Annotated in this window: 21 protein-coding genes; 13 read left to right on the top strand and 8 right to left on the bottom strand. The window is 70.5% G+C overall.

Annotated features, from left to right (window positions below):
• The first annotated feature begins 53 nt into the window (after positions 1 to 53).
• A complete protein-coding gene (locus IFSED24_RS10615) occupies positions 54 to 1841 on the top strand; it encodes an AMP-dependent synthetase/ligase (RefSeq protein ID WP_491331440.1) in 1788 nt (595 codons plus the stop codon).
• A gap of 73 nt (positions 1842 to 1914) precedes the next feature.
• Here IFSED24_RS10615 and IFSED24_RS10610 read toward each other — a convergent pair whose 3' ends face one another.
• The 4 genes from IFSED24_RS10610 to IFSED24_RS10595 all read right to left on the bottom strand — a co-directional run bounded on the left by IFSED24_RS10610 (position 1915) and on the right by IFSED24_RS10595 (position 5942).
• Entirely contained in the window at positions 1915 to 2961 is a 1047-nt protein-coding gene (locus IFSED24_RS10610; RefSeq protein ID WP_491331439.1) for a chemotaxis protein CheV, read from the bottom strand.
• A 30-nt stretch (positions 2962 to 2991) separates the two neighbouring features.
• Complete coding sequence (locus IFSED24_RS10605; RefSeq protein ID WP_491331438.1) at positions 2992 to 3336, bottom strand: PilZ domain-containing protein; 345 nt, start codon at positions 3334 to 3336, stop codon at positions 2992 to 2994.
• 123 nt (positions 3337 to 3459) lie between these two features.
• Positions 3460 to 4602, bottom strand: coding sequence for an SDR family oxidoreductase (locus tag IFSED24_RS10600; RefSeq protein WP_491331437.1), 1143 nt, complete (start codon positions 4600 to 4602; stop codon positions 3460 to 3462).
• Positions 4599 to 5942, bottom strand: coding sequence for an NTP/NDP exchange transporter (locus IFSED24_RS10595; RefSeq protein WP_491331436.1), 1344 nt, complete (start codon positions 5940 to 5942; stop codon positions 4599 to 4601). The genes IFSED24_RS10600 and IFSED24_RS10595 overlap by 4 nt, the downstream gene beginning before the upstream one ends.
• A gap of 193 nt (positions 5943 to 6135) precedes the next feature.
• On the opposite strand from IFSED24_RS10595, the gene hppD reads away from it, so the two are divergent.
• The 6 genes from hppD to IFSED24_RS10565 all read left to right on the top strand — a co-directional run bounded on the left by hppD (position 6136) and on the right by IFSED24_RS10565 (position 13870).
• The gene (gene hppD / locus IFSED24_RS10590; RefSeq protein ID WP_491331435.1) at positions 6136 to 7239 is read left to right on the top strand and encodes a 4-hydroxyphenylpyruvate dioxygenase; all 1104 of its coding nucleotides are present in this window, start codon (positions 6136 to 6138) and stop codon (positions 7237 to 7239) included.
• A gap of 45 nt (positions 7240 to 7284) precedes the next feature.
• Positions 7285 to 8451 (top strand): homogentisate 1,2-dioxygenase, encoded by a 1167-nt coding sequence (locus tag IFSED24_RS10585; protein ID WP_491331434.1) that lies wholly within the window; start codon positions 7285 to 7287, stop codon positions 8449 to 8451.
• 2 nt (positions 8452 to 8453) lie between these two features.
• A complete protein-coding gene (locus IFSED24_RS10580; RefSeq protein WP_491331433.1) occupies positions 8454 to 9350 on the top strand; it encodes a hypothetical protein in 897 nt (298 codons plus the stop codon).
• Positions 9351 to 9372: 22 nt separating this feature from the next.
• On the top strand, positions 9373 to 10656 hold the full coding sequence (fahA, locus tag IFSED24_RS10575; RefSeq protein ID WP_491331432.1) for a fumarylacetoacetase: 1284 nt from the start codon (positions 9373 to 9375) through the stop codon (positions 10654 to 10656).
• Positions 10657 to 10678: 22 nt separating this feature from the next.
• Positions 10679 to 12631: an acetoacetate--CoA ligase gene (locus IFSED24_RS10570; RefSeq protein ID WP_491331431.1), complete on the top strand. Its 1953-nt coding sequence runs from the start codon at positions 10679 to 10681 to the stop codon at positions 12629 to 12631.
• 156 nt (positions 12632 to 12787) lie between these two features.
• Positions 12788 to 13870: an HNH endonuclease gene (locus tag IFSED24_RS10565; RefSeq protein ID WP_491331430.1), complete on the top strand. Its 1083-nt coding sequence runs from the start codon at positions 12788 to 12790 to the stop codon at positions 13868 to 13870.
• On the opposite strand, the gene IFSED24_RS10560 is transcribed toward IFSED24_RS10565, so the two are convergent.
• Positions 13859 to 14587, bottom strand: coding sequence for a TrmH family RNA methyltransferase (locus IFSED24_RS10560; protein ID WP_491331429.1), 729 nt, complete (start codon positions 14585 to 14587; stop codon positions 13859 to 13861). The genes IFSED24_RS10565 and IFSED24_RS10560 overlap by 12 nt on opposite strands.
• A 103-nt stretch (positions 14588 to 14690) precedes the next feature.
• On the opposite strand from IFSED24_RS10560, the gene IFSED24_RS10555 reads away from it, so the two are divergent.
• Positions 14691 to 16814: a S46 family peptidase gene (locus IFSED24_RS10555; protein ID WP_491331428.1), complete on the top strand. Its 2124-nt coding sequence runs from the start codon at positions 14691 to 14693 to the stop codon at positions 16812 to 16814.
• Between the two features lie 48 nt (positions 16815 to 16862).
• Here the strand turns inward: IFSED24_RS10555 and IFSED24_RS10550 are convergent, their stop codons facing one another.
• Genes IFSED24_RS10550 through IFSED24_RS10540 form a run of 3 tightly spaced genes read right to left on the bottom strand, consistent with a single transcriptional unit; the run spans position 16863 to position 17677 of the window.
• Complete coding sequence (locus IFSED24_RS10550; RefSeq protein ID WP_491331427.1) at positions 16863 to 17231, bottom strand: response regulator; 369 nt, start codon at positions 17229 to 17231, stop codon at positions 16863 to 16865.
• Positions 17232 to 17252: 21 nt separating this feature from the next.
• A complete protein-coding gene (locus IFSED24_RS10545; RefSeq protein ID WP_491331426.1) occupies positions 17253 to 17438 on the bottom strand; it encodes a hypothetical protein in 186 nt (61 codons plus the stop codon).
• 2 nt (positions 17439 to 17440) lie between these two features.
• Complete coding sequence (locus IFSED24_RS10540) at positions 17441 to 17677, bottom strand: response regulator transcription factor (RefSeq protein WP_491331425.1); 237 nt, start codon at positions 17675 to 17677, stop codon at positions 17441 to 17443.
• Positions 17678 to 17828: 151 nt separating this feature from the next.
• On the opposite strand from IFSED24_RS10540, the gene IFSED24_RS10535 reads away from it, so the two are divergent.
• The 5 genes from IFSED24_RS10535 (at position 17829) to IFSED24_RS10515 (ending at position 23265) form a co-directional block, all read left to right on the top strand.
• On the top strand, positions 17829 to 19523 hold the full coding sequence (locus IFSED24_RS10535; protein WP_491331424.1) for a cation:proton antiporter domain-containing protein: 1695 nt from the start codon (positions 17829 to 17831) through the stop codon (positions 19521 to 19523).
• Between the two features lie 122 nt (positions 19524 to 19645).
• Positions 19646 to 20611, top strand: a complete 966-nt coding sequence (locus tag IFSED24_RS10530) for an ABC transporter ATP-binding protein (protein ID WP_491331423.1) — start codon at positions 19646 to 19648, stop codon at positions 20609 to 20611.
• On the top strand, positions 20611 to 21468 hold the full coding sequence (locus IFSED24_RS10525; RefSeq protein ID WP_491331422.1) for a hypothetical protein: 858 nt from the start codon (positions 20611 to 20613) through the stop codon (positions 21466 to 21468). Before IFSED24_RS10530 ends, IFSED24_RS10525 begins: the two co-directional genes overlap by 1 nt.
• Positions 21465 to 22400 (top strand): ABC transporter ATP-binding protein, encoded by a 936-nt coding sequence (locus tag IFSED24_RS10520; protein ID WP_491331421.1) that lies wholly within the window; start codon positions 21465 to 21467, stop codon positions 22398 to 22400. Before IFSED24_RS10525 ends, IFSED24_RS10520 begins: the two co-directional genes overlap by 4 nt.
• A 13-nt stretch (positions 22401 to 22413) precedes the next feature.
• Positions 22414 to 23265, top strand: a complete 852-nt coding sequence (locus IFSED24_RS10515; protein ID WP_491331420.1) for an ABC transporter permease — start codon at positions 22414 to 22416, stop codon at positions 23263 to 23265.
• Position 23266: the final 1 nt, after the last annotated feature.

The following is a 23266-nucleotide window of genomic DNA, read 5'->3' as shown; positions in this document are numbered from 1 at the left end:
ACGTGGCGCCGCTCTATATTGGGAGCGTGCCCACCAACCCGCGAAAGGGATCCATGCACGAGAACCTGCCTGCCATGCTCGCCACCCGGGCCAGGGAGCTGGGCAATCACGCTGCCCTGCGCTTCCGCTCGTCCGGTAGCTGGCGCGACATTTCCTACGCGGCCATGGACAACTCGGTGGACGCGGTGGCCATGGGCCTGGTCGAGCTGGGCGTCGCGCCCGGCGACCGGGTCGGCATCATGTCCTGGAACCGCCCCGCCTGGTCCATCGCCGACTTCGGCATCCAGCGCGCCCAGGGCATCGTGGTCCCGCTCTATCCCACGCTCACCGGCCCCCAGGTCGCCCACATCGTGCGCGACGCCCAGGTGGAGGTGCTCTTCGTGGGCGGCGAGCAGGAACTGGAGGCGCTGCGCGAGGTGCGCGACGAGCTGCCCGGGCTGCGCAAGATCCTGATCTTCGACGACGAGGCCTGCGACCCGGCCGCCGGCTACGACAGCTTCGCCGAGTGGGCCGCCGCCGCCGAGGGCCTGGACCACGCCGGCGAGATCGCCGCGCGCCAGGCGGCCATCCGCCCCGACGACGTCTTCACCATCATCTACACCAGCGGCACCACCGGCGACCCCAAGGGCGTGATGCTCAGCCACGCCAACGTCTTCCACCAGTTCCGCGGCGTGAACGACCGCTTCACCGTGGGCCCCAGCGACCGCTCGCTCTGCTTCCTGCCGCTGAGCCACGCCTTCGAGCGCACCTGGACCTTCTACGTCTTCCACCAGGGCGCCACCAACTGCTACCTGCAGGATCCCAAGCAGATCATCGCCGCCATGGCCGAGGTCAAGCCCACCGCCATGACCGGCGTGCCGCGCCTGTACGAGAAGATCCACGCCACCATGTTCGACCGCGTCGAGCGCGGCAGCCCCACGCGCCGGCGCCTCTTCGAGTGGGCGCTGCGCACCGGCCGCGCCTACCACCAGCGCCGCGTCGACGAGCGCTGGGTCTCGCCCTGGCTCCACCTCCGCTACCGCGTGGCCGACCTCCTGGTCCTGCGCCGCATCCGCAGCGTGGTGGGCGGCCCCAAGAACTTCTTCGCCGCCGGCGGCGCGGCGCTGGCCCGCGAGATCGAGGAGACGTTCTTCGCCGCGGGCCTGCTCGTCTGCCAAGGCTACGGCCTGACCGAGACCTCGCCCATGATCACCTGCAACAGCCGCAGCGGTCTGGCGTTCGGCACGGTGGGCCGCCCGGTCAAGGACTGCGAGGTGCGCATCGGCGAGGAGGGCGAGATCCAGGTCCGCGGACCCAACGTCATGAAGGGCTACTGGAACCGCCCCGAGGAGACCGCGGCCATGTTCACCGACGACGGCTGGCTCCGGACCGGCGACGTCGGCGAGGTGGACGCGGCCGGCTTCGTCCGCGTCACCGACCGCATCAAGGACCTCATCGTCACCAGCGGCGGCAAGAACATCGCCCCGGCCAACATCGAGATGCAGGTGGGCAAGGACCACTACATCGAGCAGATCGCCGTGGTGGGCGACGGCCGCCGCTACGTGAGCGCCCTGATCATGCCCAGCTTCGAGGCGCTCGAGGGCTGGGCCCGCGACCAGCGCATCAAGTTCGCCGACCGCGCCGAGCTGCTCCGCGACCACCACGTGGTGGACTTCATCCGCGACCGCATCCAGCGCCAGTCCATCGGCCTGGCCAGCTTCGAGCGCATCAAGAAGTTCCACCTGCTCGAGCGGCCTTTCAGCCTGACCCGCGGCGAGATCACCCCGACCCTGAAGATCAAGCGGAAGGTGATCATGGAGCACTACAAGGACATCATCGATCGGCTGTATCACGGCGGGTGATCGCATCAGCGTGAATCAGGATGGAAAAACGGGGCGCCGCCGGCGCCCCGTTTTTCTTGCTCAGAGACCGCTCTCAGCGCAACGCATGCCGATCGATCAGGCTCACCAGCTCGCTGAACCGCGGCTTGCTGATGTAGCCATCCGCGCCCACCGAGTCGCACTTCCGCGCGATCTGCTCGTTGATCAGCGACGAGAACAGGATCACCGGCAGGTCCTTGGCGCCCAGGTCGGTCTTGGCGCGGCGGCAGAGGGTCATGCCGTCCATGCTCGGCATCTCGATGTCGGTGATGAGCACGCCCACGTAGTCGCTGATGGGGCGGTCCTCGGCGCGGGCCTGGGCGATGAGCGCCTGCAGGTGCTCGAAGCAGGTGGCGCCGTTGTCGAACGAGCGCAGCTGGGTGTAGCCGCCGCGCTGCAGCTCGCTGGTGACCACGTCGCGGATGGTGCCCGAGTCCTCGGCCAGGAGCACGGGAACCGCGGCGCGGCGGGCGGCCAGCTCGTCGTCGTCGATGTCGGCCACCGAGAAGGCTCGGGCGGCGGCCGGCAGGATCTCGGCCACGATCCGCTCCATGTCCACCACCAGGATCTCGCGGCCCTCGATGTTCAGCGAGCCGGTGAACTTGCTGCTCAGCGACGAGAGGTAGGGGCTCAGGGGGCTGATGGCGTCCCAGCTCACGCGGTGGATGCGGTTGACGCCGTCGACCAGGAAGCCGGTGGTGTTCTCGTTGAACTCGAGCACCAGCAGGATGCGGGTCTCGATGTCCTCCTCGGCCAGGCGTTCGGCCTCCTCGGCCACGTCCGGCTCGTCGCCGGTAGGCATGGCGGCCAGGACCTGCTCCACGGCGGCGGCACTGTCGGCCGACAGACCCTGGTCCGCGGTCTCGCGCGTGTCGAGATCGTGGCCCAGGTCGATGAGGCTGATCACGCCGTCGCGGAAGGTGTAGGTGCCGATCACGGCGGGGTGGGCCAGCTGGATCTCGGTGACCTTGTCGGGGTCGTACTGCTCGATGGCCTGGACCTTCAGGACGTTCACGCCGAAGCCCTGGCCCCCCAGCTCGAACTCGAGCATCTCGACCTCGTTGGTGCCCGATTCGAGCAGGATTCCGTCCTTGTCGTTCATGGGATCCATCCCTTGGGACGATCGCGGGGGTCAGCCCACGAGGTGAAGGCGCTGCAGCACCGTTTCGATGATGTAACCCTCTTCGGCGCCCAGGTTGGCGAACTGGATACCGACCCGATGGAACTGGGGGTTCGTGTCCTGCGCGCACCACAGGGTCTCGCCCTGGACCTCGATGGCGGTCTTGCCGTTGGCCATGGTCGGCAGCGGCAGTCGCAGGTTGAGGACGGTGCCCACGGGGTATTCCTGGTTCGACAGGAACATCAGGCCGCCGGCGGTGATGTTCACCAGGCGCCCCAGCACCTTGTCGTTGGCGGCCGAGAGCACGTTGATCCGGTGGGGGCTATTGCGTCGCGTGTGGTTGCGTTTGTCGCGCATGGGAGCCGGCCTCCGACGGGGTACGAGGGCGAGGGTGGTGTTTCCTGCCCCTGATATCGGCAGCCGCCCCACCGACTTGACCGTCGATATCGGGGCGGCTGCGGGTCGGAACCGTTGGCGCGGTCAGGTGCGGTCATGCCAGGCGCGCAGGACCGCGGCCTCGCGGTCGGGGGCGAGGCCGGCGCGCATGTGCTCGCGCCGCTCGTCGGGTTGCTCGTTCCACCAGAGCAGGGTGTCGCGCGCGGTATCGGTCACCGGACGCTGGCCCAGGCCGGCGGCGCGGGCCCTGGCGGAACTCACCTGGCCCCAGCCCAGATATTCGCCCTCGGCAGGGACCCAGCAGGGCATGTCGCTCCACGGGGCCACCTCCTGGGCGGCCAGGAACTCGGCGTCGCACCAGGTGAACTCGGCGTCGCTGCCGGTGACCTCGTGGCAGGCGTCCAGGAGCTTGCCCATGGTCAGGGCGCCCGCGGGCGAATCGCAGTTGAAGACCCCGGCGAGCTTCTGCTCCAGGGCGTGGACGATGAACTCGGCCAGGTCGCGGACGTCGATGAACTGGACCAGATCCCCGGGCGTGCCCGGCGCCAGCACCTCGCCGCCGCGGCCCACGCGCACCGGCCAGTAGGTGAAGCGGTCGCTGCGGTCGCGCGGGCCGACGATCAGCCCCGGCCGGATGTTGGTCACACGGCCGGGCAGGGCGGCCTCGGCGGCCTGCTCGCAGAGCGCCTTCAACGGACCGTAGGTGGCGCCGTCCACCTGCTCGGTGGTGGGGTCGTCGAGGGTGCCCACCGGCGCGGTCTCGTCCATGCCGACCACGCTGTAGTCCTTGTAGACCGAGATGGTGGAGACGAACACGTAGTGGTCGATGTGGGGGGCGAGCAGCTCGGCCGACATGGTCACGTGCCGGGGCACGTAGCCCGAGGTGTCGATGACGGCGTCCCACTGGCGGCCTTCCAGGGCGGCCAGGTCGTCGTTGCGGTCGCCGCGCAGCTTCTCCAGCTCGGAGAAGAGGTGGGGGTTGGTCTTGCCGCGGTTGAAGAGGGTCAGGTTGTGGCCGCGCGCCAGGGCGGCCTCCACGCAGGCGGGGCCCAGGAACGCGGTGCCGCCGAGGATCAGCAGATTCAAGGGTTTGTCGGCGCGCTCGGCGCGGTAGCCGCTGCTGCCGCTCTGCGCCTCGCGGCTGCAGCCGATCAGGGGCAGGCCCAGGCCGAGGGCGGCGCCGGCGGCGGCGGTGGTCTTGAGGAACTGTCGGCGGTCGAGGGTCATGGCGTTCTCCTGATGTAGGACGCGGCGGCCGGCGCGGCGAGGGTCTCCACGGCGGGGTCGGTGGTCACGGCACCGGGCTCGGCCAGGGCGCGTTGGCGCCGGCCCAGGTGGACCGCGACCAGCGACCAGACCAGGCACACGGGAACCGCGACGAAGGCGATCCCGGACAGGCCCAATCCCAGGCCTGTCAAGATATCGTAAAACGTGGCGCCCAGCGCGTCACCTCCGCGATACACGAAGGTGTCGATGAAGCTCTTGGCGCGGTACTGGGCATCGGGCGCCAGCGGGGTGAAGAGGCTCTCGCGGGCGGGCTTGACCAGCGCGTAGTTCAGCGTCCGCCGCAGCACCTGGACCGCCACCAGCACCACCAGGCCCGGGTGCAGTCCCAGGATGGCGAACCCGGCGGCCGTGACCAGCGGCAGGCTCGCCAGCACGGGACCGCTGCCGGTGCGGCGCATGACGCGGCCGGTCAGGGTGAGCTGGGTCAGGAGCGTGGCGGTCTGCACCCAGACCTCGATGCGCGCCAGGAGCTGTGCCCGGGCCAGCCGACCGTTCTCGGCGGTGGCCACGATGTTGACCTGGGCGAGGTAGAGGAAGGTGGAGCTGAGGCTGTAGAGCACCAGGAACGCGCAGAACGCCAGCAGGTACGGCGAGCGCGCCACGAGCTGGATGCCGGCCAGGATCGAGCTGCGCGAGGGGATGCCCGTGGCGGGCAGGCGGTCGCCGCGGTCGAGCTCGGTGAAGCGGCGCGAGAGCGGGCCCACCAGCCGGACGGCCACCTCGAGGAACGCCAGCGAGATCAAGAGCAGCGGGATCCGGCCCAGCGAGTGGACCAGCAGGTCGGTGAGCCCGGCGCCGAGGATGGCGCCGGCGGTGCCGCCCACGGCGACCACGCCGAAGATGCGCCGGCCGCGCCGGTAACCGAGCCCGTCGGCCATGAAGCCCCAGAACAGCGAGAGGCTGAAGAGGTTGAAGACGCTCACCCAGATGTAGAAGACGCGGCCCAGCCAGGGGTCGGCCGCCGGGGCGAAGGTGAGCGCGAAGAAGAAGCCCAGCAGGTTGACGCTGAAGAAGCGGTAGACCAGCGGCAGGAAACGTTCGCGGCTGCGGCCGCGGCTGACCCAGCCGAAGAGCGGCGCCAGCACCAGCATGGTGCCCAGCGTGAAGAGGTACAGGTGCGGCAGGTTCTCCACGCCGCCGGCGATGCCCATCTCGTCGCGCAGCGGCTTGATGATGAAATACGCGGTCATCAGGCAGAAGAACATGAGCCCGGCCAGGAAGGCGGGCACGCCCTCGCCGGGTTCCAGACCGACCAGCTGACGCAGGTAGTGGCGGGACAAGCGGGCTTCCTTCGGCCGAATGCGGGGCGATCCGCGGCATACGTGCCGGGATCGGCCGGGTTGCACCTTAGCAGGCCGCCCGGAGCCGGAAAAGGGGTGCGTTGACAACACCTGTCAACACGACTAGTTGTGTCCAATTGAAGGTCGATTGTCCGGCCACCCCGATTCCAGCCCTCTTGGAGGTATTCCCGCCATGCCCGAGACCACCGCCGCCCCCGATGCCGCCGTCGAGCTGCTGCGCATCCACCATATCGAGCTCTGGGTGGGCAACGCCAAGCAGGCCGCCTACTTCTACCGCAAGTGCTTCGGCTTCGACCAGGTGGCGTACCAGGGCCCCGAGACCGGGGTCCACGACCGCGCCAGCTACTGCCTCAAGCAGGGCGACATCTTCCTGGTCCTGACCTCGCCGCTCACCCACCTGAGCCCCATGAACGTCTGGCTCAACTGCCACGGCGACGGCGTGCGCGACCTGGCCTTCGAGGTGCCCGACGTGCGGCGGGCGTTCGCCGCGGCGGTGGCGCGCGGGGCCACCCCGGTGGTCGAGCCCCACGACGTCGAGGCCGCCGACGGCGCGGTCCGCCGCGCCTCCATCCGCACCTACGGCGACACCATCCACAGCTTCATCGAGCGCGGCGATTACGCTGGCTTCCTGCCCGGCTTCGCGCTGGACACCGTGCCCGGCAGCAACGTCGGCATCCACTGCGTCGACCACGTGGTCGGCAACGTCGAGCATCGCCGCATGCAGCACTGGTGCGACTTCTACGAGCAGGTCTTCGACTTCTCCCAGTTCGTCAGCTACGACGACAAGGACATCTGCACCGACTTCACCGCGCTGCGCTCCAAGGTCATGGCCGACCACGACCGCAACATCAAGTTCCCCATCAACGAGCCCGCCGCCGGCAAGAAGCGCAGCCAGATCCAGGAGTACATCGACTTCAACATGACCGCGGGCGTCCAGCACATCGCGCTGAAGACCGAGAACATCCTGGAGACCATCGCCACCCTGCGCGACAACGGCGCCGAGTTCCTCGACGTGCCCGACACCTACTACGAGACGGTCTGGGACCGCGTCGGCGACATCGAGGAGGACCGCGACCAGGTCCGCGACCTGAAGATCCTCATCGACCGCGACGAGAAGGGCTACCTCCTGCAGCTCTTCACCCGCCCGCTGCAGGACCGCCCCACCCTCTTCCTCGAGGTCATCCAGCGCTGCGGCTCGGACAGCTTCGGCAAGGGCAACTTCCAGGCGCTGTTCGAGGCCATCGAGCGCGAGCAGGGCAAGCGGGGTCATCTGTAGGCTGCGGGGCCGCCGGCCCCCGGGGATGGGACGAAAGGGACGAGCATGCCGTTCTACCACCGACTGGGCGATCTGCCCGCCAAGCGCCACACCGTCTTCCCCAAGGAGGGCGGCGGCATCCATTACGAGCACCTCCTGGGCAACCTGGGCTTCACCGGCCTGCAGTCGCTGCTCTACACCCTGCGCCGGCCCACCTCGGTCCTGCGCACCGAGAAGGTCTGGAACCGCCGCTGGGAGCACGACCCCGACTCCACCCTGCGCATGCGCCACCTGCGCACCCACCGCCTCGAGACCACCGGCCCCAGCGCCGTGGCCGACCGGGTGCCGCTGGTCTACAACCGCGACGTGGCCATGAGCCTGGCCCGCCCGCGCGTGGTGGACAGCTACTTCTTCCGCAACAGCCAGGGCGACGAGATCGTCTACGTGAGCCGCGGCCACGGCGTGCTCGAGTCGCAGCTCGGCGAGCTGGACGTCCGCCAGGGCGACTACGTGGTGATCCCGCGCGGCATCGTCCACCGCTGGCGCCTCGACACCGCGAGCGAGCCCATCCTCCTGGTCATCGAGAGCGCCGGCCACGTGCGCACGCCCAGCCGCTACCGCAACGAGCACGGCCAGCTCCTCGAGCACAGCCCGTTCTGCGAGCGCGACATCCGCCCGCCCAGCCGGCTGGTCCCCGTGGACGAGACCGGCGAGTTCCCCGTGGTGGTCAAGAAGGCGGGCGAGTTCCACATGGTCACCCTCGACCACCACCCGTTCGACACCGTGGGCTGGGACGGCTTCTACTTCCCCTGGGCGCTGTCGATCCACGACTTCGAGCCCATCACCGGCCGCCTGCACCAGCCGCCGCCGGTGCACCAGACCTTCGCGGGCGACGGCTGGGTGCTCTGCTCGTTCGTGCCGCGGCTCTACGACTACCACCCCGACGCCATCCCCGCGCCTTACAACCACAGCAACGTCATGAGCGACGAGGTGCTCTACTACTGCAACGACGAGTTCATGAGCCGCAAGGACATCGAGTTCGGCTCGCTCACGCTGCATCCCGACGGCCTGCCCCACGGTCCGCAGCCCGGGCGCACCGAGGCGTCCATCGGCGCCAAGGAGACCAACGAGCTGGCGGTGATGGTGGACACCTTCGCCCCGCTGCAGGTCGCCAGCGCCGCTTTGACCTGCGAGGACCCGGACTACCAGCGGTCGTGGCTGGGGGAGGACTGACCGTGCCCGCCACCGATCCGTTCCTGGCCGGCCTGGTCGACTACGCCGGGCTCTTCCCGCCCGCGAGCCACGACCTGGACAGCGCGCTGCGCCACTACGACCAGCACCTGGACGGCCCCGACGCCGCCATGCTCGGCCGCTTCGTGCTGCCCGCCGAGCGCCTCGACGATCTCACGCCGTACCTGCGCGGCCCCTGGAGCGCCTCACGGCCGCTGCGGCTCTCGCTCCTGGCCGACCACGACGAGCTGGCGCACATGGCCGCCTTCGCCGCGGCCACGCCCGCGGTGGTGGAGGAGGCGGTGGAGATGCGCCTGCCCGCCGCCCAAACCGCCGACGCCTGGCTCGACAGCGTGCTGCCCATGCTGGTGTCGGTGGACCTGCGGGCCGTGGAGCTCTACTGCGAACTACCCGACGGCCGCGACCAGGAACTTCTGACGGCCCTCGGCCGCCGGCAGGCCGACCAGCCGCTGCGGCGCCTCGGCGCCAAGCTCCGCTGCGGCGGCGTGACGCCCGACCTGGTGCCCTCCGTCGAGCGTATCGCCGCGGTGCTGGCCGCCGCCTGCGAGACCCGCGTCCCCCTGAAGTTCACCGCCGGCCTGCACCACCCGGTCCGCGGCATGGACCATACCGCCGACGTGCCCATGCACGGCTTCCTCAACGTCTACGGCGCGGCGCTCCTGGCGCACGACCGCGGGCTCAGCGCCGACGATCTCGAACCCGTGATCGCGGACACCGCACCGCGGTCGTTCCGCCTGGACGGCGATGGCTTCACCTGGCGCGAGTACCATGTGTCCGCCGACCGCGTGGCCGCGCTGCGCCGCGAGCTGCTCGGCGGTTACGGCAGCTGCAGCTTCGCCGAGCCCTTGGCCGACCTGCGCACCCTCGCCTTTCTGACCTGAACCCGAGCCCCGGATGGAGATCATGGACCAGACCTGCGACCCCTCGCTCAGGAGCTTCCTCGAGGTCGACCCCGCCTCGCACTTCCCCCTGCAGAACCTGCCCTGGGGCGTGATGGCCCCGCCCGGCCAGGCGCCGCGCGGCGCCGTGCGCCTGGGCGATCACGCGGTGGACCTGGCCGCGCTCCAGGACGCGGGCCTGCTCGCGGTGGACGGCCTGCCCGCGGGCGTGTTCGCCAGCGACTGCCTGAACGACTTCATGGCGCTGCCCGCGCCGGTGCGCCGCGCCGTGCGTGCCCGGGTCAGCGAGTTGCTGCGCCACGACACCGCCACGCTCCGCGACGACGCCTCGCTCCGCGCGCAGGTCCTGTGGCCCGTGGCCGCGGTGGACGTCCTGCTGCCGGTGCGCATCGGCGACTACACCGACTTCTACTCGAGCCGCGAGCACGCCACCAACGTCGGCATCATGTTCCGCGGCAAGGAGAACGCGCTCATGCCCAACTGGCTGCACCTGCCGGTGGGCTACCACGGCCGCGCGTCGAGCGTGGTCGCGAGCGGCACGCCGGTGCGCCGGCCCCGCGGCCAGATGCTGCCGCCCGACGCCGAGGCGCCCGTGTACGGCCCGTGCCGGCTCCTGGACATCGAGCTCGAGATGGGTTTCTTCACCGCCGGCCCGGGCAACGCGCTGGGCGCGCCGGTCTCGGTGGACGAGGCCGACGACCGCATCTTCGGCCTGGTCCTGGTGAACGACTGGTCCGCGCGCGACATCCAGAAGTGGGAGTACCAGCCGCTCGGCCCGTTCAACGCCAAGAACTTCGCCACCAGCATCTCGTCGTGGATCGTGCCCTGGGAGGCGCTGCAGCCGTTCCGCACCGCGCCCGTGGCGCAGGACCCCGAACCGCTGCCCTACCTGCGCGGCGAGAAGAGCTGCACCTTCGACATCGCGCTGGAGGTGGACCTGACCACCGCGCAGCAGACCGAGCCGTTCACCGTCTGCCGCTCCAACTTCAAGCACCTCTACTGGACCATGCACCAGCAGCTCGCGCACCACACGGTCACCGGCTGCAACCTGCGGCCCGGCGACCTGCTGGCCTCGGGCACCATCTCGGGCCCCGACAAGGGCAGCTACGGCAGCTTCCTCGAGCTCACCTGGCGCGGCACCGAGCCCCTCGCGCTGCCCTCGGGCGAGGAGCGCAAGTTCCTCCAGGACGGCGACACGGTGGCCATCACCGGCTGGTGCCAGGGCCCGGGCTACCGCGTGGGCTTCGGCGAGGTCACCGGCACCATCCTGCCCGCCTGGACCGACTGAGCGCGCGGCGAAAGGGGTCGACATGAACGACATCCTCTGGACCCCCGACCCCGCCCGCTGCGAGGCCGCCCAGGTCACCGCCTTCGGGCGCGAGGCGTCCCGCCGCTGGGGCCGCCCGCTCGCCGGCTGGGACGACCTCTACGCGTGGTCGATCGCCGAGCGCGCGGAGTTCTGGCAGTCGGTGTGGGACTTCTGCGGCGTGCGCTGCAGCCGTCCCGCCGACGGTGTCCTCGACCGCCCCGACGCCATGCCCGGCAGCCGCTGGTTTCCCGGCGCGCTCCTGAACTTCACCGAGAACCTCCTGCACCGCACCGGTTCCGACCCGGCGATCATCGCCCGGAGCGAGGCCGGTGAGCGCCGCGAACTCGGCTGGGACGACCTGCACCGCGAGGTGGCGCGCTGCGCGGCGGCGCTTCACGCCGCGGGGGTCGGTCCCGGCGATCGCGTGGCCGGTCTGTTGCCCAACGTGCCCGAGGCGGTGATCGCCATGCTGGCCACCGCGAGCCTGGGCGCGGTGTGGTCGAGCTGCTCGCCCGACTTCGGCGTCCAGGGCGTCCTCGACCGCTTCGGCCAGATCGCCCCCAAGGTGCTCGTGGCCACCGACGGCTACGTCTATGCCGGCAAGCAGTGCGACGTTCTGGCCACGGCGGCCCGCCTCCGCGAGGAACTGCCCGACCTGGCGCAACTCGTGGTGCTGCCGTTCCTGAGCCCGCAGCCCGACCTCGCCGCCCTGCCCGGCGCGGTCCTCTGGCACGACTGGCTCGCCGCCGCCACCGACCGCCCGCTCCGCTTTCACCAGACCGCGTTCGACCACCCGCTCTACATCCTCTACTCCTCGGGCACCACGGGCCTGCCCAAGTGCCTGGTCCACTCGGCGGGCGGCACGCTGCTGCAGCATCTCAAGGAGCACCGCCTGCACACCGACCTGGGCCCCGCCGACCGCCTCTTCTACTACACCACCTGCGGCTGGATGATGTGGAACTGGCTGGTGAGCGGCCTCGCCTCGGGCGCCACGCTGGTGCTCTACGACGGCGCCGCCATGCACCCGCGGTCGGTGCTCTGGGACCTGGCGGCCACTGAAAGCGTCACCGTGTTCGGCGCCAGCGCCCGCTACCTGGCAGCCTGCGAGAAGGCCGGCCTGAGCCCCGGTCACGAGCACGACCTGTCGGCGCTGCGCGCGGTGCTGTCCACGGGCTCGCCGCTGGCCCCCGAGAGCTTCGACTACGTCTACCGCGAGGTGGGCCGCGACCTGCAGCTCAGCAGCATCTCCGGCGGCACCGACATCGTGAGCTGCTTCGCCCTGGGCAGCCCCGTGCTCCCGGTCCGCCGCGGCGAGCTGCAGACCCGCGGTCTGGGCATGGCGGTGTCGGTGTTCGACGACCGCGGCGCGCCCCGTCCGCTCGGCGAACCGGGCGAGCTGGTCTGCACCCGCAGCTTCCCCAGCATGCCCACCGGCTTCTGGAACGACCCCGACGGCCGCAAATACCACGCCGCCTACTTCGAACGCTTCCCCGCGGTCTGGCACCACGGCGACTGGTGCGCGCTCCAGCCCGGCGGCGGCCTGGTCATCCAGGGCCGCAGCGACGCCACCCTCAACCCCGGCGGCGTGCGCATCGGCACCGCCGAGATCTACCGCGTGGTCGACCAGTTCGACGAGGTCCTCGAGGCGCTCGTCACCGCCCAGAAGTGGGAGGGAGACGAGCGCGTGGTCCTGTTCGTCCACCTCCGCGACGGCCTCGTCCTGGACGACGACCTGCGCGACCGCATCCGCCGCCGCATCCGCCAGGAGGAGACCCCGCGCCACGTCCCGGCGCGCATCGTCCAGGTGCCCGGCATCCCGCGCACCATCTCGGGCAAGGTGGTGGAGCTGGCGGTGCGGCGGGTGATCCACGGCGAGGTGGTGGAGAACCGGGAGGCGCTGGCCAATCCGGAGGTGCTGGACTGCTTCGTGGGGTTGGCGGAGCTGGGGGAGTAGGGGGACGGTTGTCCGGGGTCATGTCGGTGAAAATGCAATTCGGTCGTCCTTAAAATGTTTTTCCCCAGTGGCTTGCGCACATTTTCTGCTTGACATTTTCGTCATTTGTTCGTATAATATCCCCTAGCCACCTCCTCCCGGATCGCTGGTCTTCCCATGTCCTTCCAACCGGATCTGCCCGCCGGCGCCGTCCACGCGCGCCTGGTGGAAGCCGTTCGTTCCTTGAACCAGGCCGAGCACCACGTCGTGGTCTGGTTCGCCGAGGTGCGCCGCCGCCGGCTCTACCGCGCCTTCGACTGCGCCTCCATGCGCCAGTACGCCGTGACCCGCCTGGGCTTCTCCGCCACTCGCGCCGCCGATTTCGACCGCCTGGCCGCGCGCCTCGACGAGCTGCCGCGTTTGCGGGCCTCGGTGGCCAGCGGCGAGCTGGGCTACACCAAGGCGCGGGAGATCGTCAAGGTGGCGAGCCCGCGCACCGAGGCGGAATGGCTGCAGACGGCGGCATCCTCCTCGCGCCGCGAGCTGGAGGCCAAGGTCCAGCGGGTGCGGCGGAAGGCGCAGGCGCGTCGGGCGGCGCGGGTGGGGCAGGGGGAGTTGCTGCCGAGCACCGAGTCCGCGTCCGAGACCCGGCTGGCGGCGGCCGCTCCGGTCCAGGTCGGCCTGCGGCTGACGGCCGAGCAGGCGGCGCGGTACGAGGCGCTGTGGCAGGAGCTGGGTCGGGCGCCCAACGCGGAGGACCTGCTGGCGGCGCTGGCGGAGCTGGTGGAGGTGCGGGGAACATCGAAAGCCGTAAGTGATAGCGATGAAAACAGATGCGCTGAAGCCAACTCCCGGGGGACGCGCCCCCCGGTCCAGATCCACGTCCACCGCTGCCCTGAGTGCGGAGCCGTGGAGGCGGCCGGTCGGCCGCTGGACCGCGCGGACGCTGCCCGCGTGACGTGCGACGCGGCGGTGGCCGAACCGGGCGGCCGCAACACCACCACCATCCCGCCACGCACGCGGCGCGCGGTGCTGGCGCGCGATCGCCATCGCTGCCGGACGCCGGGCTGCACGCACACGCGGTTCCTGGAGGTCCATCACATCGTGCCGCGCAACCGGGGAGGCACCAACGCGGCGGCGAACCTGATCACGCTGTGCAGCGCCTGCCACCGGCTGTGGCACGAGCGGGGGCGGCCGGGATGGTTTGCGGTCGGTAGGAAGCGGCCGGTCGGAGAGGAGGCGCGTGATCTAGTCCGCTGACCACACGCCGCCGCCGCGCCCCACCAGATCCCACTGGCGCAGTCGGGCCACCGTGAGCGCGCGCGCCTTGGTGCCCTCCTGCATGAGCCAGGTCAGGCGCAGGTCGGCACGTTCCTGGGCGGTCAGTTCCCAGCCCGAGCCAGCGCGGATCCGGCCGGTCAGTTCGCGCAGGCACAACGCCGCGGTCACCGACACGTTCAGGCTCTCGGTGAAGCCGGCCATGGGGACGTGGACGTGGAGGTCGGTGGCGGCCAGGGCCCGGGGGCTGAGCCCGGTCTCCTCGGTACCGAAGCAGAGCGCGAGTGGCGTGTCCACCGGCACCTCGTCCAGCGGCAGGCTGCCGGGGTCCACCGAGGTGGCGGCGAGTCGGTAGCCGCCCTGGCGCAGCGCTGCCAGCGCGACGGTGAGGTCTGCGTACCGATGGAGCGTGAGCCAGCGGGCCGCTCCCCGCACCACGTCCTTGCTCGGCCGGAACCGCTTGTCCTGCTCGACGACGTGGATGTCCTGCAACCCGAAGCACTCGGCGGTGCGCATGACCGCGCTGGCGTTGTGGGGATGGTAGAGATCCTCGAAGAGGACGGTGAGGCGTCGCGTCCGCTGCGCCAGCACCGCGTCCATGCGCTCGATGCGGCGCGGCAGAATGACCTCGGTCAGCTGGGCCTCCAGCTCGCGGCGGTGCGCCGGGTCGAGGCGGTCGAGGAAATGGGAGTAGTCCATGGGCGAATCCTAGTCGAGGCTCGCGGCGGGGACAAGCACTGGCCAGCGGCGTCCGCGTTGCGCATCTTGATCGGGTCTGCGGCCCGCCAAAGGAAGGATCGTCATGCGCCGACTCATGCCCGTCCTCTGCCTGCTCGTCTCCGCTTCGGCCACCCTCGCTTTCGAGGGCATGTATCCGGTGAACGACCTCGGCCGTCTCGACCTCGCCGCCGCAGGTCTCGAGGTGACCGCCGCCGAGATCTTCTCCACCGAGGGTCCCAGCCTGGTCGACGGCATCTGCAAGATCGGCGGCTGCACCGGCAGCTTCGTCTCGCCCGAGGGGCTGATCCTCACCAACCACCACTGCGCCATGCGCGCGATCCAGCAGGCCTCCACGGCCGCCCGCGATCATCTGAGCGAGGGCTTCCTGGCGGCTGGCCGCGGCGACGAGTTCCCGGCGACGGGCTACACCGTGCGCATCACCCAGGGCTCGCGCGACGTCTCGGCCGCGGTCCTCGCCGCGGTCACCGACGACCTCGACGCCGGCGAGCGGACCCGGGCCATCGAGCGCCGCATCAAGGAGATCGAGCGCGAGGCCGAGCGGCAGCAGCCGGGCCTGCGCGCCGAGGTCGCCGAGATGTTCCGCGGCCGCACCTACGTGCTCTTCTTCTACGTCTACCTCAAGGACGTGCGTCTGGTCTACGCTCCGCCGCGGGACGTGGGGCACTTCGGTGGCGAAGAGGACAACTGGATCTGGCCGCGGCACACCGGGGACTTCGCGTTCCTGCGCGCCTACGTCGGTCCCGATGGCGAACCCGCGCCCTACCACGAGGACAACGTGCCCTACCGGCCGCAGGTGTTCCTGCCGGTGGCCGCCGCGGGGGCCGACGCGGGCGATCCCGTGTTCCTCCTCGGCTATCCCGGGCGCACCCATCGTCACCGCTCGGCGGCTTTCCTGCGTCATGAGGCCACGGTGCGCATGCCCTGGACCGTCGACTGGTACGGCTGGCAGATCCAGACGCTCGAGGCCCATGCTGGGCGCCATCCCGGGGATGCCCTGACCCTGGCCAGCCGCCTCAAATCGCTGCACAACACGCACAAGAACTACCGCGGCAAGCTCCAGGGCATCCAGCGGCTCGACCTGCTGGCCCGCCGCGAGGCCGCCGACGCCGAGCTCGCCGCCTGGATCGGCGCCGACGCGGAGCGCCGGCAGCGCTACGGCCAGGTCCTGCCGGCCCTCGGCAGGTTCTATGCCGAGCTCCAGGAGGCCACACCCGCCGAGTCCTGGCTCCGCTTCCTGCTGACCAGCCCGTACCACCTGCGTCTGGCGCGCACCGTCCACGAGGCGGCCCTCGAGCGTCAGAAGCCCGACCTCGAGCGCGAGAAACCCTACATGGACCGCAACTTCGACCAGACCCTCGACCAGCTCACGCTCGGCGCGCGGTCCGTGGTGCCCGAGGTCGAGCGGGAGATCCTCACCGAGCTGCTCTGGCGCGGTGGGGAACTGCCGCCCGCCGCGGTGCCCGACGTCCTGCGGCCGCTGGTGGGCGAGGTGGGCGCCGCCGCGGCCGCGGCCATGCTCGACGACGCTCTGGGCCGCACCGAGCTCGCCGAGCCGCAGTGGGCGCGCGCTGCGGCACAGCTCTCGCCCGAGGAGCAGGCCAGCCTCGACGATCCATTCCTCGAACTCGTGGCCATGATCTACCCCGCCTATGTGCATCAACGCGAACTCGGCCGCGCCCGTCGCGGACGGCTCGACCCGTTGCTCGCCGCGCTGGTGGAGGCGCGTCAGGCCTGGCTGGGCGAGGCATTCGTGCCCGACGCCAACGGCACCCTACGCCTGACCTGGGGCCGGGTCGAGGGCTACCGGCCGCGCGATGCGATGTATCTCGAGCCGGTGACCACCGTGGCCGGCCTGCTCGAGAAGGACACCGGCCAGGAGCCGTTCCGCCTGCCCGAGAGGCTGCGGGAACTGGCCCTGGCCGGCGACACCTCGGTGCCCGTCTGCCTGCTCTATTCCACCGACACCGTGGGAGGCAGCTCGGGCAGCCCGGTGCTCGACGCCCGCGGTCGCGTGGTGGCGCTGAATTTCGATCGGTCGTGGGAGGCCACCATCAACGATTATGGCTGGGACCAGGCGTGGAGCCGGTCCATCGGCGTGGATATCCGTTACGTGCTGTGGGTCGCGGGAACCGTGGACGGTGCCGAGCACCTGCTGCAGGAGATGGGGGTGGCACCGTCACCATAGGCAAGGGCCGCGCCGAGCGCGGCCCTGGATTCTGAACGAGCGCGAACCCTATTCGGCCACCAGTTCGGCCACCGCCGCGAGAATCTCCTCGTTCTTGAACGGCTTGCGGATCGCCCGGTCGGCGCCGAGCAGGCGTGCCGAGTGGAGGTAGTTCTCCGGGGTCGACCGGCCGCCGCCGCTGATGGCGATGACCTTGAGGGTCGGGTGCTCGCGCCGCAGGTCGAGGATGGTCTCGATGCCGTCCTTCTCGGGCATGATGATGTCGGTGATCACCACCTGCGTCGGCGTCTCCTGGAACGTGGCCACGCCGTCGCGGCCGTTGCTGGCCGCGGTCACGTCGTGGCCAGCGCGGGAGAGGACCGCCACCAGGTATTCGCGCACTTCCTGGTCGTCTTCGATCACGAGAACGGTCGCCATGGCTGCTCGACCTCCACTTGGTCAGGGGTTCCGGCCCTCCTCGGACGCTGGACCGGCCGGATCCGGGTCCCCGATGGCCTCGCGCACCGCGTGCAAGAGCTCGCGGGGAGAGATGGGCTTGCCGAAGACCCGGTGGGCGCCGCATAGTTCGGCGGCACCAAGATAATTACGACTGCTACCGCGCGCCCCGCCACTGATGGCGATCACCGTCAGCTCGGGATATTCACGCCGCAGCTCGATGATGGTTCGAGGCCTTCCTTCTCGGGCATCACCAGGTTGGTGATCACCAGATCGGTGATCACCAGATCCATGCGGTGCTGCCGGCAGGCATGGATGCCTTCCTTGCCGTTGGTTGCGGCCTGGACCGTGTCGCCGGCGTGCTCGAGCGCCGTGACCAGGAAGTCGCGCACATCGGGCTCGTCGTCCATGACCAGAATGCGTTGCATGGTCTCCCTGGGCGATGGCTTTCCCGCCAGGATAAGCGTGCCGGTGGGAGCGAGGCAACCGGAAACTGGTGATTCAAGATGATGCCCTCTTGCGCCTGATGAAGCCCGGGGTATGCTGCTGGTTGCCCAACAACTTCCAGCGAGGTCACCCTTGACGAGCCTGCTCGAGAACAACCTGATCGCCCTGGCCCTCCTGACCACCTGCGGGTTGCTCAGCGGCGAGGCGGCCAAGCGTGTCCGTTTGCCGGCGGTGACCGGCCAGATCCTGGCCGGCGTTCTGATCGGCCCCTCGGTGCTGGGCCTCTTCGGCCACCACACGTCCGAGGCCATGACCCCGATCATCAATTTCGCCCTGGGCCTGATCGCCCTGGCCGTGGGCAGCCACCTCCACATCTACCGGCTCGAGAACGCGTTGCGCCGGCTGGGCTGGCTGCTGCTCCTGGAGATGATCTTGACGCCGGTGCTGGTCTACGCGGCGGTCCGCTTCCTGGGCGACGGCGACTGGGTGTTCGGCATCCTGCTGGGCACGCTGGCCATCTCCACGGCGCCGGCCACGGTGGTGGCCATCGTCAAGGAGACCCGGGCGCGCGGCGTGTTCGTCTCCACGCTGATGGCCGCCGTGGCGCTCAACAACATCGCCTGCATCATGCTCTTCGAGATGGCCTACACCGCGGTCCGGGTCGGCACCATGGATGGCGGCTCGGTGGGCAGCATCTTTCTGGCGCCGTTCGAGGAGCTGGGCCTGTCGATCCTGGTCGGCGGGGCCGTGGGCGTGGTCATGGCGCTCACCACGCGGCACGTCTTCCAGGCCGAGAAGCTCGCCACCACTGCGCTCATCGGGCTCTTCCTCACCATCGGCCTGGCCGACGCGGTGGGCGTCTCCGAGCTGTTGTCCTGCCTGTTCATGGGCGCCACCCTGGCCAACCTCGCCCACGACAAGGAGGAGATCGGGCACCGCGCCTTCGCCAGCTTCGAGCCGGCGATCCTGGCGATCTTCTTCACGCTGGCGGGCATGGAGCTGCACCTGGGATCGCTGGGTTCGGCGGGACTGCTGGCTCTGCTGGTCATCGTGGCCCGGATGGTGGGCAAGGTGGGGGCTGGCTGGCTGGCCATGAAGCTGGCCGGAGCGCCGCGGAGCCTGGGGGACAACCTGGGCCTGGCGCTGATCCCGCAGGCCGGCGTGGCGGTGGGACTGCTGCTCAAGGTCAAGGACAGCCCGTTGATGGACACGGTGGGGCAGTTCTTCGTGGTGGTCGGCGTGGCCACCGTGGCGCTCAACGAGATCATCGGACCGCTGACCACGCGCTGGGCGCTGGCGCGGTCGGGCGATCTGGGCATGGACCGGCCCCGGCTCATCGATTTCCTGCACGAGCCCAACATCGTCACGGGGTTCCGCGCCGCCGACAAGGAGGAGGCCATCGTCCGGTTGGTCGACCTCCTGGTGCGCAGCCACGGCCTGACCCAGGTCGACCGCCAGGAGCTTGTGCAACAGATCATCGAGCGCGAGCGCGTCATGTCCACCTGCGTCGGTCGCGGCCTCTTCCTGCCCCACGCCGAGCTGTCGGGGGTGCCCCAGCTGGTGGGGGTCATGGCCATCAACCGTGAGGGGCTGGGGTTCGAGACGCCCGACGGCCAGCCGGTGCACTGCATCACCCTGCTGGTAGTGCCGCCGGAGCAGCGTCAGCGCCACCTCGAGGTGCTGGCGGCGCTGGCCCGGTCGGTGGGGTCGGATCCGGCCATCCAGACCCAGCTTTACCACGCCAGCACGCCGGCCCACGTCCACGAGATCCTGCACGCCGAGGATTTCGAGGACTACAACTATTTCCTGGAGGAAGATCAGGTCTGAATGCGATGGCAACCCGACCGTCCAGGCTTGCGTCCTGAGAGCAGGCCGGCGATGCTGCAACAAGCCCGGGCCCACCGCGTAGGATCGCGATCGGTTTCAGCCCCGGAATGGAAGTAGGACTCATGGACCCCACCCCGTCGAGCCCCATCCAGGTCGAGGACCTCTCCTTCGCCTACCGCCACGACCTCGTCCTGCGCAACGTCAGCTTCGAGCTGCAGCCCGGCGCGGTGGGCCTGCTCGGCCCCAACGGGTCGGGCAAGACCACCCTGTTGCGCGCATTGCTCGGCCAGATCCCCATCCGGCCGGGCCACGTCCGGGTGGCCGGCAAGGACATGGCCCGCGAGGCGCGGCGCGGGCGCGCCCACCTGGGCTGGATGCCCGAGCGCGGCGGCGTGATCCCCGGCTTCAGCGGCGTGGCCCTCACCGCGTACCTGGGCGAGCTGGCGGGCATGGGCCGACAGGACGCCATGCAGCGCGCCCACGAGGTCCTGCACTTCGTGGGGCTGCGCGACGAGCGCTACCGCCCCTGCGAGACTTACAGCCAGGGCATGCGCCAGCGGTTGAAACTGGCCTGCGCGCTGGTCCACGACCCCGGCTGGCTCCTCCTCGACGAACCCACCAGCGGGCTCGATCCCGGCGGCCGCGCCGCCATGCTCGAGCTGGTGTCCGACCTCGCCGGCCGCAAGGGCCTGGGCGTGATCCTCTCCACCCACCTGCTGGCCGACGTGGAGGCCGTGTGCGACGAGATCCTGGTGCTGCGGCAGGGTCGACTGCTCGAACGGCACCACGTCTCGCCCCGCGACATCTCCGGCCAGCAGGTCTTCGAGATCACCGGGTTCGGCGGCGAGGAGGCGTTCGTGGCCGGGCTGCGGCGTCTGGCCGTGGGGGTGGAGCAGGATGGGCGCCACATCACCGCCGTGCTGGATCTCGACCGGCTGGCCGCCGGCGCCGAGAAGCCCCTCGAACACACCATGCGCGCGCTGCTCGAGCTGGCCGTGGCCTGCGACTACGCCCCGCGCCGCCTGCGCCGCCGGCCCATCACCCTGGCCGACGAGTTCCATGCCATCGTCGATGCGGAGGATAGCTGATGCCGGTCCACGAACGAGGCTACACCCACTGGCAGGACTCGGGCCAGCCAGCCGACCCGCCCTGGTGGGTCATCGCCCGCCGCGGCATGGCCGCGCCGCTGCAGCGGCGCTGGACCCTGCTCCTGCTCTTCATGGCCTGGGTGCCGGCGGTGGTCAAGGGCGTCATCGTGTTCGTGCGCGCCCGCGCCGGCGAGATCGTCGAGCTGGCCGCGGGCGGCCAGTGGACCAGCATCAGCCCCGCCGGCTTCCTCGCCTTCCTCGAGGGCCAGCGCTTCTTCGTCTTCCTGGCCACCGTGATCCTCGGCGCCGGCCTCATCGCGCGCGACCGCCGCGAGAATGGCCTCGCGCTCTACTTCTCGCGCCCCCTCGGCCTGGCCGACTACCTCGCCGGCAAGACCCTGGTGGTGCTGGCCGGCTACCTGGCGGTGAGCCTGGCGCCGGCGCTGGTGCTCTGCCTCTTCGCCTACCTCATCGACCCCGCCGCCACGGGCCTGAACCTGCTGATCCTGACCCCGCTGCGCCTGGCCGTGTTCGCCCTGGCCACCGGCACCGGGCTGTCGCTGGTGCTGCTGGCGTTCTCGAGCCTGGGCACGCGCACGGTGCTGGTGGTGGTCTGGTGGACCGTGCTCTGCCTCGGCGGCGACGCCGTCGGCGGCATCGGCGAGGCGGTGGGCCTGCGGCAGCTCCAGTACGCCAATTTCCTGGGCCACTGGCACAACGCCGGTTCGCTGATCCTGGATTCGGCGCCACGGCTGCCGATCTCGCCCTGGGCGAGTCTGGTCCTCTGCGTCCTGGCCGTGGCCGGCGCGCTGGCGGTGCTGCGCGCGCGCATCCGACCGGTGGAGGTGGTGACATGATCGGCACGCCCCCGGTGCGACTGGAAGCCGACGAGGTCGGCAAGTGGTTCGGCGAGGTGGTGGCCGTGGGGCGCTGCTCGCTGCAGGTGGGGTCGGGCGTGGTCGGCCTGCTCGGCCAGAACGGCGCCGGCAAGACCACGCTCTTCAAGCTCCTGGCCGGGCTGATCACGCCGAGCCGCGGCGAGGTCCGGCTCGACGGGCTGCCGCTGCGCTCGCACGTCGGCCTCTACCGCCGCCTGGGCTTCTGCCCCGAGAGCGACGCGCTGCCCGGCTGGCTCACCGGGCGCGAATTCCTGACCATGCTGGTGCGCCTGGCCGGGGTCGAGGGACCGCGGGTGCGCGGCCGCGTCGACGAGCTGCTCGAGCGATTCGAGCTGACCGCGGCCGCCGGCCGGCGCCTGGGCGGCTACAGCAAGGGCATGCGCCAGAAACTCAAGCTGGCCCAGGCCATCGCCCACGATCCCGACATCCTCTTCATGGACGAGCCGCTCAATGGCATGGATCCGGTGAGCCGCCAGCAGGCCATCGGCGCGATCCGCCAGCTCGGCGAGGAGGGCCGCACGGTGCTGGTCTCGAGTCACATCCTGCCCGAGGTGGAGGAGATGACCCGCCGCATCGTGCTGATCCACCGCGGCAAGGTCCTGGCCGAGGGCGACGTCACCGAGATCCGCGACCTCATCCCCGAGCACCCCACGGTGGTGGCGCTGACCTGCGCCCGGCCGCGCGAGCTCGCGGCCTTCCTGGTGCGTCTGGACCACGTGCGCAGCGTCGAGTGCAAGGGCGAGGACAAGGTGATCATCCAGACCGACCATGCGCTCAAGTTCTACCGCGCCCTGCCCGGCAGCCTGCTCGAATCGGGGCTGACCGTGGAGGAGATCCACACCCTCGACGACAACCTGGAGTCGGTCTTCCATTACCTGACCGGGGACTGATCGGAGTTGCCAGATGAACCGCGAGAACACCGCCACCGTGTCCGCCCCGCCGGCGCCGCTCTCGGACCTGCTCGCCGTCGGCGTGGTGGCCGCCGCCACCTGGCGTGAACTGGCCCGCCGCCGCCGCCTGCTGAGCCTGGGCCTGCTCCTGTCGCTGCCGGTGCTGCTGTTGTTGGCGGTGCGGATCTGGTATCCGGGGCAGCCGCCCGCGGGGGTGCTGCTCGCGCTCCTGGCCGGCGACGTCTACATCCCGTTCCTGCTGCCGGTGACCGCCATGGCCCTGGGCGCGCCCGCCATCAGCGAGCCCATCGCCGAGGGCACGCTGGTCTACTTCTGGACCCGACCGCTGCGCCGCCCGGCGCTGTACCTGGGCCGGCTGATCGCCGCCGCGCTGGTGGCCTGCGTCATGGTCCTGCTCTCGCAGACCGCGGTCTTCGCGCTCATGCTCTTCGGCGGCTTCGGCGAGGTGAACTTCGCACTCATCCGCCTGCACAGCGAGCTGACCATGGTCACGCTCCTGGGGACCCTGGCGTACACCGCGCTCTTCGGCTGCTTCGGCGCCCGCTTCAAGAAGCCGCTGGGACCGGCCATCATCTTCGCCTTCGGCTGGGAGCCGCTGGTCGCGAGCATCCCCCAGCGGATCCAGGAGTGGACGCTGCGCTTCCACTTGCGCAACCTGGTGGACTGGCCCGACGCCCAGGCCGCCGACGTGCGCGGCCTCATCGAGACGCTCCTGAACCAGGCGCTGCAACGCGAACCCATCCCGGTCTGGCGGTCGGTGTCGGTGCTCCTGCTGGTGGTGGTCGCTGCCACGGTGGTGGGCGTGCTCTGGCTCCGGCGTCAGCAGCTCGACCGGCAGGGCTGAC

The organism is Candidatus Latescibacter sp. IFSED24 (assembly GCF_058273205.1).
The sequence above is the reverse complement of the archived record's forward strand: the minus strand, read 5'-3'. Positions and strand labels throughout refer to the sequence as shown.